Origin of the sequence: Enterobacter sp. Sphag1F (assembly GCF_014193275.1) — a bacterium.
GTDB lineage: Bacteria > Pseudomonadota > Gammaproteobacteria > Enterobacterales > Enterobacteriaceae > Pantoea > Pantoea symbiotica.
The window spans coordinates 55,021-69,198 of sequence record NZ_JACHZD010000008.1 but is presented as its reverse complement, the minus strand read 5'-3'; the positions used below and the strand labels follow the sequence as shown (position 1 = coordinate 69,198).

Here is a 14,178-nt window from a genome sequence, read left to right as displayed (position 1 = left end):
TAGACTGGCGTTAATGTGAGGAAACGAACAGCGAAGCTTGGTGCGCTGGCGGCACGGCAAAGTTACGCTGCATGCGTTTGATCTCTTCTGCTGGCGGTAATCCAAACAGACGCTTGAACTCGCGATTAAACTGCGAAGCGCTTTCATAGCCCACCGCGTGACTGGCCGCAGCCGCCGTCATCTCCTGGCGCACCATCAACATGCGCGCCTGATGCAGTCGTACCGACTTCACATACTGCATCGGCGGCTGATTGGTGATGCTTTTGAAATGGGTGTGAAATGTGGGCACGCTCATGCCCGCCAACGCTGCCAGTTGTCCGAGCGTTAGCGGCTCCGCATAGTGTGCGTGAATGTGGCTCAGCGCTTTGCCCACTTTGCCAAATTGACCCTGCAAAGTTAGCGCTGCTCGCAGCGCGCTGCCTTGCGCACCGGTCAGCACGCGATAATAGAGTTCACGCACCAACGCGGGGCCGAGCATCTTCGCATCCAGCGGATGATTTAGCGTGGTGAGAAAGCGCAATACCGTCTCGCGCAGCGTCTGATCCATCGGACTCGACATCATGCTCTGCGCCGCCTGGCTCTCAAACGCCACATCCTGCTGCTCCAGCTGCAACAGCAATTCAGTCGCCACATTGAAGTCGAGATGCAGGTAAATCGCCAGCAGCGGATGTTCCGCTGACGCCGCCGTTTCCATGGTAAAAGGCACCGGCACCGAAACCGCCAGATAATGTTGCTCATCGTACAGATAGATCTGATCGCCAAAGAAACCGCGCTTCGATCCCTGACACACAATCACGATGCCCGGATCGTACAGCACCGGCGTGCGCGCCAGCGGCCGATCGGAACGCAGGATGCGCACGTCCGGCAGCGCGGTGAGGTTGTAACCTTCCTGCGGCGCTAACGTTTTAAGCAGTTCTACCGTTTGCTGCTGGAGCGTTTCTTTCATCGCGCAACATCACTCTCATAAGATTAGGCAAGGAATACACAAGATAAGGTCTTAAAGCCGTTTAATCGCCAGAATATTATGCATCCTCTACTTTTTGAGGAGAAACCGCAAATGTCCAGGACTAAAACTTTATTCATTACCGGCGTCAGCAGCGGATTTGGTCGCGCATTGGCACAAGTTGCACTAAGTCGTGGCTATCGCGTGGTCGGTACGGTGCGCAATGCTGCCGCAAAGGCTGAGTTTGAAAGTTTGCATGCGGAAAATGCTTTCGCCTATGAGTTGGATGTCACCCATTTCGCCGCCATTGATGCGGTGATTGCCAATGTTGAATCCCACGTTGGCCCAATAGATGTGTTGGTGAATAACGCCGGTTACGGTCATGAAGGCGTGATGGAAGAGTCATCGCTGGATGAGATGCGCCGCCAGTTTGACGTCAACGTGTTTGGCGCGGTGGCGATGATTAAAGCCTTGCTGCCCTTTATGCGCCAGCGCCGTCACGGCCACATCATCAATATCACCTCGATGGGCGGTTTTATCACCATGCCCGGCATCAGCTATTACTGCGGCAGCAAGTTTGCGCTGGAAGGAATTTCAGAAACCCTGAGCAAAGAGCTGGCACCTTTCAACATTCACGTGACCGCCGTTGCTCCGGGATCGTTTCGCACCGATTGGGCTGGCCGTTCGATGGTGCGTCGCGCACGCAGCATCGCCGACTATGACGCGCTTTTCGACCCGATTCGGCAGGCGCGAGAGGAGAAAAGCGGCAAACAGCTGGGCGATCCGCTCAAAGCCGCCAGTGCGATACTGGATGTGATCGAAAGTAGCAATCCCCCGGCGCATCTGTTGTTAGGAAGCGATGCTTTGGCATTGGTGCGGCAGAAGATTGAATCATTTAGCGCAGAGATTGATCGCTGGGAAACGCTGACGCGATCGACGGATGGCTGATGAACTATAAACGGTAATATGCAGGTGCGCATGAATGCGCACCCTACAAAAACGCGCCAAGCCTTTGTAGGGTCGCCATTTATGGCGACCGAAAGACGATAAAGTGACGATTATTGCGCGGAATACACTCAGCATTGCCCTATCCATTTCTTAAGTTATTGTTAACAATAAATTAGCACTTTTGGCCAAATCACTGCGAAACTGATTCGCCATATTCCTGTACATATTAATTAAACTTGTATAAGTTTGTTGGCTAAAGTTATACGTCAACCTTAAGGATGGAACCATGCGTCAGGATCGTAACTTTTCCACAGCGTCGGAAGCTATTGCGCGCTACTTCAAAGAAGCCTCTTTGCCTTCACAGCAGGAAACGCTGGGGCAGATTGTGGTTGAAATCTTGCGTTCCGGAAGGACGCTTAGCCGTAAAACGCTGTGTACTAAGTTGCTGTGCCGCATGGAACAAGCGCGCGGTACTGAAGCAGAAATTCACTATCAGCAATTAATTGGACTGATGTTTTCCGTAGAACGAGAATCCTAAACCAGGCGCAGCTGGCCTGAGAATTAACCAAGTGGTTTCCGCCTCATTCGCATACTGGTAAGACTGAATCCACTTTGTTATTTGCCGCAGGTCTGCCGCAGTAACCAGAGAGAATCTATGTACAGAAGTGATGAAGAACGGCTCACCGACATCATCATGGGCGATGCAATTTTACAGTTGCTGAAAAAATCCGGCCCGCTTTCACCTCGCGCGCTGCTGGATAAATTGCGTGGGATGGCGTCGATTGAGCGCGACCTTCCGCGCCAGCAAGCACTAAGCCGCGCGATGTCGGAAGTGATGAATCATATTGAAACACCGCAGTCGAGCGGAGTGGCGATCAAGAATACCGACAACGTGACGCATATTTTCCGCAATCGTGACGGTTCAGGTAATGGAACCAAGCATTAAACATTAGGCGAACGCAGGTTAATCCGCGTTCGCCTTTTTGTTTCACAGCTGTTAACACTTCACGCTTGTTTTCTCGCGGCACTCTGTTAGATTCAAAACTCACACCACATTCTGGCGAGCTTTTATGTCTATCTTCAACGCATTAACCACAGAGACCACAACCACCACCGCATATGGCGGCGGCGTGTGTGCATCTGTAGCGAAGAGATAAGCTCCAGCATCCTCAGCCCCGTCAATCATTGGACGGGGAATGGTCTCCGTTCATAGCATGCAGAAAGGAGACACACCATGCAGCCATCGCAACACAAAGCCTTGTTAGTCATTGATATGCAGAATGGGTTATTTCACGCTTCGCCAGCGCCCTTTGCTGCGGACACTGTTCTAGCCAATATCAATCAGCTAATCGCGTTAGCCCATCAAGCGCATGCGCCCATTTTCTTCGCGCGCCACATCGGACCGGATGGATCGCCCTTCGCCGAAAGCAGCCCGCTGACTCAGCTGATTCCTGAACTGCAGATGAATGCATCGCGCGATCGGGTATTTGTGAAGCGCTATCCCAACTGTTTTCGCGACACTGAATTACTGGCAGCGCTAAAAAGTGCTGATATTCAAGAGTTAGTAATTGTTGGAATGAAGAGCGAATACTGCGTGGATACCACTTGTCGCGCTGCCGCAGATTTAGGTTTTCGCGTGGTGCTGATTGAGGATGGACATACTTCGGTGGATAACGGCGTGCTGAGCGCTGAGCAGATTATTGCGCACCATAATCAAACCCTTGCTGGGCCCTTTGTACAGCTAGTTTCAAGCGCCGCATATGCTTTCTGAGTGGCTGGAAATGAGGGCAAACGCCCTCTTTTCACTTAGCAAAATTACATCAGCTCAATACCAAAGCGCTTGAGCAGCGTGGCCCACAGCAGAAATAACAAGATGGTGAGCACGCAGCTCGCAATCAGCGTCGGCCAGAATCCGAGGCGTTGATAGAGAAACGGAAAGGCGACAAACATCGGTAAGGTCGGCACCACATACCAGAAGGTGTACCAGGCGTGGCTGGCAATTTTGGCCTGACTTTGTCCTTCCAGCTTCATCCAGATCAATACCAGCACGGTCACCAATGGGAGCGCGGCTATCAGCCCACCGAGGCGATCGCTACGCTTAGCCACTTCAGATATCAGCACCACCATGCCGGCAGTAATGGCATATTTGGCGATAAGCCACAGCATTAACATCTCCTTCCGTTCCTGTTTCGGCTATCAATGCCGAATCGCACATCCGCACTGCGACATTTCGCCCGGCACATGCTTGCCGTGATGCGAATGGCGCACCTGCAATTCGCCCTGCTGCCAGGCGTTAATGGTATCGGCACGGTTTTCCAGTAAACGATTAAGCGCTTCGGCCACCAGCAAATCACGACGCTGCGCCCAGCTGGTGAGATGCCAGGTTGACGCGCGAGCTTCATCGACATCATCGAAACCCACCACCGCGACATGCGCGCCCTGCGCGAAGTCGCGCACCGCTTGTAACGCGCCAAACGCCAGCACATCGCTTTCGCAGAACAGCGCATTGATGCGCTCGGCAGCCCGCGTTTTCTTTAAATACGCCATCATCGCCTGATAAGCCAGTTCGCGATCGTTGCCACCGGCGGAGAGCTCGATTTTCAGTTCTTTCTGTTCTGCTTGCAGGCTGGCGACAAAACCGTCCAGCTGGCGCACAGGCGCGCTGTTTTCCTGGCTGTGCATAAAGCCGAACCGTTGATGACCTTGCGACAGCAGCAATAATCCCATCTCTGCGCCTGCGTCAAAGCCATCGGCAATCACGACGTTGGCATCCGCACTGGCGCTGTGACTGAGATGGACGGTTGTCGCCTGCGGCAGAATATCGGCTGCCACACTCAATTCATCGCTAAACAGCGAGGTCAGAAACACTAAACCGCTGACAGGTAGTTGCGCGGCGTTATGCAGCGCGCTTTGATAACTTTCACGGGAATTGGCATTGAGCAGCAGCGTAATCAAGCCGCGTTCATTCAGCTGGCGCGTAACTTCATTGAGCAGCTTTACGGTATTGGGATTAGTGAACTCATCGCTGACAATGCCGACGATGTTGGAATTAACGGCCATGGACTGACTCTCCTGCAACTTAGCGTGCGGTAATTATTTGTAGGTAACAAAGTTAAGCATTCCACGTTACCCGAATAATCCGCGAGCGCCAATCGCTTAGAGGTCAGTTCAGATTTTGAAGATCATAAATGATATCGGACGGTGATACAGCACCAAGTCGTAGGGTCGCCATTCATGGCGACCATCTCAACGCCTTTGATCTCAACTACTCATCCAGCAAAATCGCGAATCCGCCATAGATCATGCGTTTGCCATCGAACGGCATATTCTCGCCCATCTCTTTCATGCGCGGATCGGACATCATTTTGGCATTGGCGGCGTCACGCGCTTCTCGCGAGGGATATTCGATCCAGCTGAATACCACCGTTTCGCCCTCTTCGGCTTTTACCGCGCGATAGAAATCGGTCTGCGTGCCTTCGGGGACATCGTCTGCCCAGCACTCGACAATACGGGTGGCGCCAAACTCTTTAAACAGCGGTGCGGCTTTGGCCGCCATGGCACGATAATCCTCCTTATTGGCTTCCGGCACCGCTACGACAAAACCATCAACATACGACATAGCTCGTTACTCCGTTGTGATTTGCGCGGTCAGTAATAACCGCCCATTAATTGTACAAATGATGTGCAATACGAGCCGAAACATAGATGGAAAATTGCGCGCTTACTCGCAGATTCTGCGCGTGCCAGACGATTTACGTTACACTGACGCCTTTGATCGTTAAGTTACCGAGAAATCTATGCGCATCACCATTGAACCGGCCGATCAGCCGTTTATTCACCGCTTATTGGGTGAAGAGATTGAGAGTATTGACACCGCATCCACCAATGCCACGTTATTACAGCAGGCGCTGCACAGCGCACGTCAGCAGAAGGATCACGAAGCCGATCTCGACTGGCGACGCAACGCGCTATTTCTGCTGCTGTTTGTGTTTTTATATGCCGCGCTGGGTGCGTCGTTAACATTGGATCTCACGCCGCAGGCATCCAGCCATAAAAGCCTCGCTTACGCGCTGGAAGCGGTGCCGGTACTGATCGCCTTCTCCGGTTTATTTGTCTCGCTGCTCTACGTATTTCTCACCCGCAGCGGCGCTCGTCGTTTGCGTAATTGGGAACAGGGAATTTTTGTGCTGGAGAAATACAGCGGCGCGAATTTCAGTCGGCAAATTAATGAAATGGGTTCACGCACCACAGATTATTCGCAGTCGGCAATTAACGTTGCGCTGGCGCTGTTTATTTGTGTGACTTGGGTGGTGATGTATAACTATTTCACCTTCACCACCAGCGGCGTGATTGGCAGCGTGATTTCGTTATTCATCACCACCATGACCTACGTGATTCTGGATATTCAGCTGCTGAAATCTAATTCATCCATCGCCATTGATGAACCGCTGATTCCGGCTGAAGACGAGAAAGAGAAGCCTTAAAAATTTTGTAGGTGCGACATCCTTGTCGCACCTAATTTGGTTAGAGTTCTTCGCCGTTGCTGGCGATGACCCGGCGATACCAGTCAAAACTCTTCTTCTTCGAGCGGGCAAAATCTCCGCTACCATCATCGTTTTTATTTACGTAGATAAAGCCATAACGCTTGCTGTATTGGCCGGTGGTAAAGGATACACAGTCAATACATCCCCATGGGGTATATCCCATAAGATCGACGCCATCTTCAGTCACGGCTTTCTTCATCTGTTCAATATGCGCGCGCAGATAGTCGATGCGGTAGTCATCATTGACCTCGCCGTTTTCATCCAATTTGTCGATGGCACCAAAACCGTTTTCAACCACGAAAAGCGGCTTTTCATAACGCTCATAGAGAATATTCAGCACATAACGCAGGCCGACCGGATCGATCTGCCAGCCCCAATCGGAGGCTTTAACGTGTGGATTCGGCACGCTTCCTTCGAATCCTGAAAGTGCGGTCCCGCTGCCGGCATTTTCTTTACTCACCGCATTACTCATGTAATAGCTCAGCCCGATATAATCGGCACATCCTTCACGCAGGATCTGCGCATCACCGGGCTCCATCGCAATGTGGTATCCCTTGCGCTGCCATTCATTGAGGATATAAGCCGGATAATGACCGCGCATGTGAACATCACTAAAAAGGAATCGTTCCCTCATCGCTTCCTGGGCATACATCACGTCATCTGGGTGACAGGAAAACGGATACAGCGGCACCATGGCGATCATGCAGCCAATTTTCAGTTCAGGATTAATGTCGTGTCCTAATTTCACCACTTGAGCACTGGCAACAAATTGATGATGCAGCACCTGATACATGCACTCTTCAGGATTAGGCTCGTGGGTGAAAATAACGCCGGAACAGCAATAACCGAAAAGTGGGGTTTTCCAGTTGCGCTGATTATTAATTTCATTGAAGGTCATCCAGTATTTTACTTTGTGCTGGAAGCGTTCAATCACCACCGTGCTGAAGCGGACAAAAAAGTCCAAAACTTTTCTACTTTTCCAGCCGCCATATTCGGTGACCAGGAAATTGGGCATTTCAAAATGGGACAGCGTAATAACCGGTTCAATCCCGTATTTCAATAGCTCATCGAACAACGCATCGTAAAAACGCAGCCCCTCTTGGTTCGGCTCGACTTCATCGCCGCGCGGAAAAATACGCGACCAGGCGATCGATGTACGGAAGCAGCGGAAGCCCATTTCGGCCAGCAGCGCGATGTCTTCAGGATAACGATGGTAAAAGTCAGATGCCTCATGATTGGCGTAAAAGCAGTCATCCTGAATGCCCGAGGTGATAACGCGATCAACGCCGTGCGCCCCGCTGGTCAGCACATCGACAATGCTCGGGCCTTTTCCGCCTTTATCCCACGCACCTTCGACCTGGTGAGCCGCAACCGCGCCGCCCCACATGAAATTTTCCGGGAATTGATTATTCATAATAAGTATCTCTTGATCAGATGGTGCCAGGCTGCGGCACAGGGCGAACGTCAGGCTGGCTGTCTTCTTTGAATCCCGCTACCCAGGAGAAGACCATGCCCAAAACGAATGCAACGAAAATGGATATCAGGAAGCCGAGGAACTGTGTCATGTGCCCTTCTTTAAAGAACACCGGCAGGACGGCAATGCCTGGAATGCAGTAACTCCAGGAAACCGCGTTGAAGGCGCCGGCGATCATGCCGCCAGCAGCGCCGGCCAAGCAGCCACAAATCATTGGCCGTTTTAGGCGTAATGCAACACCGTAGATGGCGGGTTCCGTGATGCCGAACAACGCCGTCACACCTGCAGAGAGCGCCATGCGCTTCAGCTCAGCGTCTTTCGCCTTCAGGTAGACGCCAAGCACCGCACCCGCCATGCCAAATACGGCAGAGGCTTGTAAGCCGGTAAAGGTGTCGTAGCCCAAGGTTGCATAGTTGCCGACGGTCACGGGCGTGATGCCCCAATGCACGCCTAACGTAACCAGCGGCATCCACAAAGCACCGACCACAAATCCGGCAATGGAAGGACTCAAGTGATAAAGCGTGTTGTAGACGCCACCGATAGCGCCACCAATCATGTTACCGACCGGACCGAATGCCAGCAGCGTGAGTGGAACCATGATGGCGAGGCAGAACATCGGCGTAAACAGGTTGCGTATCACCATCGGCAGCAGGCGCTCAAAGAACCGCTGCACATACGACATGCCCCAAACCATCAAAATAATCGGGATCACCGATGAGGTGTAACTCAAATATTCTACCGGCAAGCCCATAAAGGTCAGCGGCGCGGCATCCAATGGAATGCCTGCAATCTCCACCAGCACCTTTGAAATAGCCGGGTTTTCAACCGCGCTCTGCATCAAAGCATGCACCGCCGGATCGGCTGAGTTGGCGGTGAGTATTTTGTTGGCCGTCAGCATATTCAGGTAATCCGGTGACACCAGCGCACAGGCAGCAATTACCGCTGTGAAAGGATTTACGTTGAATTTTTTTGCGGCGGTAAAAGCCACCATGACGGGCAGGAAGGTAAAGCCGGTCCAGGAAACGAAATTAAGAATGCGATAGGTGCCGCTTGCCGGATCCATCCAGCCGATGGCGGTCAGCAGCGAAATGATCCCCTGCAGCACACCGCAGGCTGCCAGCGGATAGAGGAAAGGCGCAAATATGCTGGAGATGATATCCATAACGCGGCTTACGATACCGACATTAGGCGGTGTTACCGCAACACTTTCGTCGATATTGAGTAGATTCTGCACTTCGCGGTAAGCATCACCGACGTGATTGCCAATAACCACCTGCATCTGGCCGCTGGCCTGCATCGCAGTAATCACCCCTTTAACCCGCTTGAGTGATTCAACCTCGACCAGAGCATAATCTTTAAGTACAAACCTCAGACGCGTAGCGCAATGCGTGACACTTATCACGTTATTATCGCTACCTATCAGCTTTACGATCTCTTTTGCAGAATCCGCATAATTTATTGCCATGGTTTTCTTCCATTGCCAGAGGGAATTCAGTCCGTCAGAGGCGAACTAATCGCGGCAATGTTAGAAAATCGCTTCGGCAATGTCACGAAGTCACAATATGTTATAACTGGTCGATAATTACAAAAATGTCACACCACGTGACATCTCACTGACATTATTCACCACCAGCTTTCTGCCTATTGATTCGAGAATAAAAATAACCGGAACCTGCGTGGTAATGTCATATTCGTCATCAATCAAAATGCGGGATACATGATAGGGAACAATAAAGTCAGCGAGTTTTGCCAGGGTTGAATCCGGGTTACAGGTTATCGCAATCACTTTGCAATGGTGAATGACAAATTGTCTGGCGAGTTTCACTATTTCTGGGGTTTCGCCAGAGACAGAAAGCACGATGGCCACTGAACTCTGCACCATGTCCGAGCTCACCGGATAATAGGGATCGTCAATGTGATTACTGAACTTGCCCATGTTAGAGAAGAAACGGGCACCATACCTGCCGAGCGTGCCAGAGCTGCCTGCGCCTGCAAAGAACACCCGTTCTGCATCACGAATGTATTCTGCCGCCTGATTAATCATCTCATCAAACTCATCGTTTCTGATGCTTTTAAAAAAGGTTAATATTTCCTCAGCACCATGAGGAATAAGTAATGTGCTATTTCTGTTCAGGTGCAACTTCATACTGGCTTTGAGTTCTGAGTAACCCTTGAAATCCATTTTTTTACAGAATCTCAGAACAGTTGCGGTAGACACACCTGAATTATCGGCCAGCTCCCTTATGGTCATATAAATAACAGCGTTAATATTTTTGATAATATAATTATGCACGCTGCTTTCGAGGGCATTTAAAGTGGATAGTTTTCTGGCGTCAAACATATATTTAAATATCCAATTAGACGATTTATGACGCTTATCATGTCACAAAACGTGACATGCAGGTGATGTTTAACGTGAAAACAGGCTTAGTGCTCAAAAAGAAATGTTGTTAATTGTGATAGCTCGCACATTTCGGACGGCGAGAGAAGGAATCACTATTAGCTTTCTAGTGCAGCAAGGATTGCGGCTTCTATTTTCTCCGGAGTGGTGATCGGCGCAAAACGCTTGAGCGGTTTGCCGTCACGTCCGATGAGAAACTTAGTGAAGTTCCATTTGATGCGCCCACCCAGCACGCCGGGCAATTCTTCTTTTAGATAGCGAAATAGCGGATGCGTTGCGGCGCCGTTAACTTCCACTTTCTCAAACATCGGGAAGCTTACACCGTAGTTAATTTGGCAGGTCTGCGCGATATCATCGGCACTGCCGGGTTCCTGCTTACCGAACTGGTTGCAGGGGAAACCCAGAATCACCAGACCTTGGGCAGCGTACTTTTTGTAGAGTGCTTCGAGGCCGGCGTATTGTGGCGTGAATCCACAATGGCTGGCGGTGTTTACCACCAGAACCAGCTTGCCGGCGAAATCGCTCATAGCGATGGGCTGGCCACGCAGGCTGATGGCATTGAGTTGATAAAAGGTGGTCATGTCAGAATCCTTAGAGCAATAGCGGTTTGGCGTCGATATTGTCACTTAGCAATCGCTAGTGCCTCAAATATTGAACGGCGTGACGACAATAACGCGTGATGATGCCGTTTCATCTTCGGCTTCGGGCAAAAAGCCGTGAAAACGCAGGATTGCTTTAAACGCCGATCGCGCATCTTCATGAAGATCATGGTCAATCACCGCATCCATCTCTTCAGCAGCCAGTAGCCGGCGATTTTCTTCATCCAGATCATGGCCAATGAAAACGTTTACCTCGCGGTGCATCGCTGAAAAAGCCTGCAAAATGGCACTATTTCCGCCCCCCACGCTGTAAATAGATTGGATTGAGGGATCCTGTTCCAGCGCTGTGCACATCTGCGTAAATGTGAGTGAATCGATACCGTAACCTTCACTGACAGCTTTAATCTGCAAATACGGCGCTCGCTGACTTAACGCCTGAATGAAGCCCTCCATTCGCTGCTCTTCTCCACGAAAACCCGTGCTGCTGATCACTACGGCGACCGTTTGCACTGCAGCAGGCAGCCACCGCGACATCAGCCAGGCCGCCGTTCGACCGGCACCTTCATTATCCATGCCGACATAGCTGATGCGCTCGCTTGAAGGTAAATCAGTAACGAGCGTGACCACCGGAACATTGAGCGCCGCCAGCTCCGCAATCGTACTCTGCAGCAAAGAGTGATCGCTTGCTTTGAGCAGCACGCCATAACTGTCATTGCCACAGCGGCGCAGCTCACGCTGCAGCTCTTCAGGCGAGATTTCTTCAAAAATATGGCAGCGCAGCGCCAGTCGGAAAGGTGCGAAGCTGTTGATTTGACTAAGCAGTGCCGCCAGCACTAGCGAACTGAATCGCTCTGGCGCGTGCATCACCAGATCGATCGGTAGCGTGCGACCGCTTGCCAGGCTGGCGCGTTGTTGTAATTCCAGGTCGCGGATCGCCTGAGCAATGCGTCGGGCAGTGCGTGGACTGACACTGCCGCGCTGATGCAATGCTCTGTCGACCGTGGCTTTGCTGACGCCAGACTGTGCCGCGATTTGCTTAATGGAGAATGACCTTGCCATAAGTTGAGGTCTTTTTGAGGTTATGTGGCCGTATTGTTAATCGAATGTAATTGCTAAGGTCATTGTGAGCAAGCAGACAGACCTTACCTCACCCAAAATAACAAAGGACAACGAATGAGCCTGAGTGAAAGCAGCAGATTAAAAAACAAAGTGTTCGTCGTGACCGGCGGAACACAGGGATTAGGCGCAGCCGTTGCCAGTCTTCTGGCAATTCGCGGAGCCCGGGGCATTGTGATTTGCGGTCGTAACGTTAAAGCCGGACACGAACAGGTGGATATCCTCAGCCAAACCGGTTGTGAAGTGATATTTGTTGAAGCGGATATCAGCTCGCCAGAAGCCTGCGAAAAAGTAGTGGCGACCGCAGAAACGGCGTTTGGAACCCTGCACGGGCTGGTGAACTGCGCAGGCATGTCCGATCGCGGCACCATCCTCAACACTTCCCCGGAATTGTTTGATGCGATTATGGCTGTCAACGTTCGCGCGCCTTTTTTCCTGATGCAGGCAGCGATCAAACTGATGATTGCCAAAGGCATTGAAGGCAGTATCGTCAATATCATCACCATGACTTCCCACGGCGGCCAGAGCTTCTTAACGGCATATGCTGCATCCAAAGGTGCGCTGGTCACGCTGACTAAAAACGTGGCCTTCAGCGCCATGCGCAATCGCATCCGGGTAAATGGTCTGAATATTGGCTGGATGGATACGCCGCACGAACACGACATCCAGCGGCAATATCATGATGCTGATGAAAACTGGCTTCGCAACGCTGAGCAGGCGCAGCCTTTTGGCCGCCTGCTGAAACCCGCCGAAGTCGCGCGTGGCGTAGCATTTCTCCTTTCTGAGGAGTCAGGAATGATGACGGGTGCGGTGATCGATTTTGATCAAAGTGTGGTTGGTTGTGGTGATAACGGTGGCTTCCAGCCATCACATGCTCTGACTCTGTGAGGCAAAAAAATGAATAATATCTACATTAATGACAGCCACATTTCTCTCGATGATTTCGCCACGATTTGCGCGCAAACGCTACGTAAAGACGATTTCCCGCTGGCACGTTCGGCTGATAAAAATGTGCTGATCTATCATCGTGACGACCTGCTGGCGGCTGCAACAGCAGACCGTCAAACCATGCTGGGTGAACTGCATCGTGCATTGTCCAGCGGGCCCGGCGTCCTGGTGGTTCAGGGCTTATATGATGAGCTATCAGCCGTTGATCGCAGCAGTAAAGTCTTTGAGGATATCCTCGCCAGTGAAGCGGCAAACGGCGGCGGTGGCGATCACTTTGCCAAAGCGGGCAGCAACGGGCGTATCTGGAATGCGCTGCAAAAAGTGGCGGAGCGGGATGCTGATGCCTTCATCGATTACTACAGCAATCCGTTGCTGGCGCTGATTTGTGAAGCCTGGGTTGGGCCGGGATATGAAATTACGGCGCAGGTCAATCAGGTGCGTCCGGGCGGCAAAGCGCAGCAGCCGCATCGGGATTACCATCTCGGTTTTCAGGTAAATGACGTGGTTGCTCGCTTCCCGCTGCCGTTGCAGATCCTGTCGCAATATCTGACGCTTCAGGGCGCGGTGGCTCACAGTGATATGCCGATTGAATCAGGTCCGACGCAACTTTTGCCCTGGTCGCAGCAATATGCTGAGGGTTATCTGGCGTGGCGCGATCCGCGCTTTATTGAATTCTTCCAGCAGCATGCCATTCAGTTGCCGCTGAAAAAAGGTGATGGGCTGTTCTTCAATCCGGCTCTGTTCCATGCCGCCGGCAATAATGTCACGAAGGATCACGTGCGTACGGCCAATTTACTGCAGGTCTCATCCGCTTTTGGCAAAACCATGGAGAAAGTGAATCACGTTAAAGTGATGGAAGCGATTTATCCAACCCTGCTGAGTAAAGATCTGAGCGATGAAGAGTTACAAGCAATTGTGGCGGCGAGCGGTGAAGGCTACTCCTTCCCGACCAATCTGGATACCGATCCACCGCTGGGAGGCCTCGTCCCAAAAACACAACAGCAACTGTTACTGGAAGCATTACAGCAACGCTGTTCAGCGGAAGAGTTCAGCCAGCAATTAGACAACCACGAGAGTAAGAGAAAAGCGTAGGCGTGTTTTGCAACGGGTATGGCGTAATGCCCTGACGTTGGGTGTTACGCCATATCGATGAGTATGTATCTGGTCTGATGAACCGGATTAGCAATAGATCCTGTACCGCTAAT

Annotated in this window: 16 protein-coding genes; 7 read left to right on the top strand and 9 right to left on the bottom strand. The window is 51.5% G+C overall.

Translation table 11 applies throughout. From position 1 onward, the window contains the following. Positions 1-10: 10 nt before the first annotated feature. The gene (locus FHW71_RS21330; protein ID WP_179452974.1) at positions 11-946 is read right to left on the bottom strand and encodes an AraC family transcriptional regulator; all 936 of its coding nucleotides are present in this window, start codon (positions 944-946) and stop codon (positions 11-13) included. Between the two features lie 111 nt (positions 947-1,057). Between FHW71_RS21330 and FHW71_RS21325 the strand changes: the two genes are divergently transcribed. The 4 genes from FHW71_RS21325 (at position 1,058) to FHW71_RS21310 (ending at position 3,662) form a co-directional block, all read left to right on the top strand. Beyond that, positions 1,058-1,891: an oxidoreductase gene (locus FHW71_RS21325; protein WP_179452973.1), complete on the top strand. Its 834-nt coding sequence runs from the start codon at positions 1,058-1,060 to the stop codon at positions 1,889-1,891. A 286-nt stretch (positions 1,892-2,177) separates the two neighbouring features. Continuing rightward, positions 2,178-2,429 (top strand): regulatory protein YcgZ, encoded by a 252-nt coding sequence (gene ycgZ / locus FHW71_RS21320; protein ID WP_008102068.1) that lies wholly within the window; start codon positions 2,178-2,180, stop codon positions 2,427-2,429. A 117-nt stretch (positions 2,430-2,546) separates the two neighbouring features. Then, positions 2,547-2,837: a hypothetical protein gene (locus FHW71_RS21315; RefSeq protein WP_179452972.1), complete on the top strand. Its 291-nt coding sequence runs from the start codon at positions 2,547-2,549 to the stop codon at positions 2,835-2,837. A 288-nt stretch (positions 2,838-3,125) separates the two neighbouring features. Next, the gene (locus tag FHW71_RS21310) at positions 3,126-3,662 is read left to right on the top strand and encodes a cysteine hydrolase family protein (RefSeq protein WP_179452971.1); all 537 of its coding nucleotides are present in this window, start codon (positions 3,126-3,128) and stop codon (positions 3,660-3,662) included. 44 nt (positions 3,663-3,706) lie between these two features. Here FHW71_RS21310 and FHW71_RS21305 read toward each other — a convergent pair whose 3' ends face one another. The 3 genes from FHW71_RS21305 to FHW71_RS21295 form a co-directional block, all read right to left on the bottom strand. Beyond that, on the bottom strand, positions 3,707-4,057 hold the full coding sequence (locus FHW71_RS21305; RefSeq protein WP_008102074.1) for a DUF3147 family protein: 351 nt from the start codon (positions 4,055-4,057) through the stop codon (positions 3,707-3,709). 30 nt (positions 4,058-4,087) lie between these two features. Then, positions 4,088-4,951 carry a substrate-binding domain-containing protein gene (locus FHW71_RS21300; RefSeq protein ID WP_179452970.1) on the bottom strand — a complete coding sequence of 288 codons (864 nt, stop codon included), beginning with the start codon at positions 4,949-4,951 and terminating at the stop codon, positions 4,088-4,090. Positions 4,952-5,156: 205 nt separating this feature from the next. Next, positions 5,157-5,510 carry a DUF1428 domain-containing protein gene (locus FHW71_RS21295; protein WP_008102079.1) on the bottom strand — a complete coding sequence of 118 codons (354 nt, stop codon included), beginning with the start codon at positions 5,508-5,510 and terminating at the stop codon, positions 5,157-5,159. Between the two features lie 178 nt (positions 5,511-5,688). Here FHW71_RS21295 and FHW71_RS21290 point away from each other — a divergent pair, with 178 nt between their 5' ends. Further along, a complete protein-coding gene (locus tag FHW71_RS21290) occupies positions 5,689-6,375 on the top strand; it encodes a hypothetical protein (protein ID WP_154157189.1) in 687 nt (228 codons plus the stop codon). Positions 6,376-6,415: 40 nt separating this feature from the next. Here the strand turns inward: FHW71_RS21290 and FHW71_RS21285 are convergent, their stop codons facing one another. From FHW71_RS21285 to FHW71_RS21265, 5 genes are all read right to left on the bottom strand, one after another. After that, the gene (locus FHW71_RS21285) at positions 6,416-7,852 is read right to left on the bottom strand and encodes a 6-phospho-beta-glucosidase (protein ID WP_353621013.1); all 1,437 of its coding nucleotides are present in this window, start codon (positions 7,850-7,852) and stop codon (positions 6,416-6,418) included. Between the two features lie 13 nt (positions 7,853-7,865). Beyond that, positions 7,866-9,374 (bottom strand): PTS transporter subunit EIIC, encoded by a 1,509-nt coding sequence (locus FHW71_RS21280; RefSeq protein ID WP_179452968.1) that lies wholly within the window; start codon positions 9,372-9,374, stop codon positions 7,866-7,868. Between the two features lie 117 nt (positions 9,375-9,491). After that, a complete protein-coding gene (locus FHW71_RS21275) occupies positions 9,492-10,250 on the bottom strand; it encodes a MurR/RpiR family transcriptional regulator (RefSeq protein WP_179452967.1) in 759 nt (252 codons plus the stop codon). A gap of 158 nt (positions 10,251-10,408) precedes the next feature. Then, positions 10,409-10,891 (bottom strand): glutathione peroxidase, encoded by a 483-nt coding sequence (locus FHW71_RS21270; protein WP_179452966.1) that lies wholly within the window; start codon positions 10,889-10,891, stop codon positions 10,409-10,411. Positions 10,892-10,954: 63 nt separating this feature from the next. Beyond that, positions 10,955-11,968, bottom strand: coding sequence for a LacI family DNA-binding transcriptional regulator (locus FHW71_RS21265; RefSeq protein WP_179452965.1), 1,014 nt, complete (start codon positions 11,966-11,968; stop codon positions 10,955-10,957). A 114-nt stretch (positions 11,969-12,082) separates the two neighbouring features. On the opposite strand from FHW71_RS21265, the gene FHW71_RS21260 reads away from it, so the two are divergent. Further along, positions 12,083-12,913 carry an SDR family oxidoreductase gene (locus FHW71_RS21260; protein ID WP_179452964.1) on the top strand — a complete coding sequence of 277 codons (831 nt, stop codon included), beginning with the start codon at positions 12,083-12,085 and terminating at the stop codon, positions 12,911-12,913. 9 nt (positions 12,914-12,922) lie between these two features. Beyond that, positions 12,923-14,065 (top strand): phytanoyl-CoA dioxygenase family protein, encoded by a 1,143-nt coding sequence (locus FHW71_RS21255; protein ID WP_179452963.1) that lies wholly within the window; start codon positions 12,923-12,925, stop codon positions 14,063-14,065. Positions 14,066-14,178: the final 113 nt, after the last annotated feature.

What these genes read in the sequence shown, in the direction of transcription:
- FHW71_RS21275 (WP_179452967.1), bottom strand. Translation starts at nt 10,250, where the DNA reads ATGTTTGACGCCAGAAAACTATCCACTTTAAATGCCCTCGAAAGCAGC.
- FHW71_RS21305 (WP_008102074.1), bottom strand. Translation starts at nt 4,057, where the DNA reads ATGCTGTGGCTTATCGCCAAATATGCCATTACTGCCGGCATGGTGGTG.
- FHW71_RS21260 (WP_179452964.1), top strand. Translation starts at nt 12,083, where the DNA reads ATGAGCCTGAGTGAAAGCAGCAGATTAAAAAACAAAGTGTTCGTCGTG.
- FHW71_RS21325 (WP_179452973.1), top strand. Translation starts at nt 1,058, where the DNA reads ATGTCCAGGACTAAAACTTTATTCATTACCGGCGTCAGCAGCGGATTT.
- FHW71_RS21315 (WP_179452972.1), top strand. Translation starts at nt 2,547, where the DNA reads ATGTACAGAAGTGATGAAGAACGGCTCACCGACATCATCATGGGCGAT.
- FHW71_RS21270 (WP_179452966.1), bottom strand. Translation starts at nt 10,891, where the DNA reads ATGACCACCTTTTATCAACTCAATGCCATCAGCCTGCGTGGCCAGCCC.
- FHW71_RS21255 (WP_179452963.1), top strand. Translation starts at nt 12,923, where the DNA reads ATGAATAATATCTACATTAATGACAGCCACATTTCTCTCGATGATTTC.
- ycgZ (WP_008102068.1), top strand. Translation starts at nt 2,178, where the DNA reads ATGCGTCAGGATCGTAACTTTTCCACAGCGTCGGAAGCTATTGCGCGC.
- FHW71_RS21330 (WP_179452974.1), bottom strand. Translation starts at nt 946, where the DNA reads ATGAAAGAAACGCTCCAGCAGCAAACGGTAGAACTGCTTAAAACGTTA.
- FHW71_RS21300 (WP_179452970.1), bottom strand. Translation starts at nt 4,951, where the DNA reads ATGGCCGTTAATTCCAACATCGTCGGCATTGTCAGCGATGAGTTCACT.
- FHW71_RS21265 (WP_179452965.1), bottom strand. Translation starts at nt 11,968, where the DNA reads ATGGCAAGGTCATTCTCCATTAAGCAAATCGCGGCACAGTCTGGCGTC.
- FHW71_RS21295 (WP_008102079.1), bottom strand. Translation starts at nt 5,510, where the DNA reads ATGTCGTATGTTGATGGTTTTGTCGTAGCGGTGCCGGAAGCCAATAAG.
- FHW71_RS21310 (WP_179452971.1), top strand. Translation starts at nt 3,126, where the DNA reads ATGCAGCCATCGCAACACAAAGCCTTGTTAGTCATTGATATGCAGAAT.
- FHW71_RS21290 (WP_154157189.1), top strand. Translation starts at nt 5,689, where the DNA reads ATGCGCATCACCATTGAACCGGCCGATCAGCCGTTTATTCACCGCTTA.
- FHW71_RS21280 (WP_179452968.1), bottom strand. Translation starts at nt 9,374, where the DNA reads ATGGCAATAAATTATGCGGATTCTGCAAAAGAGATCGTAAAGCTGATA.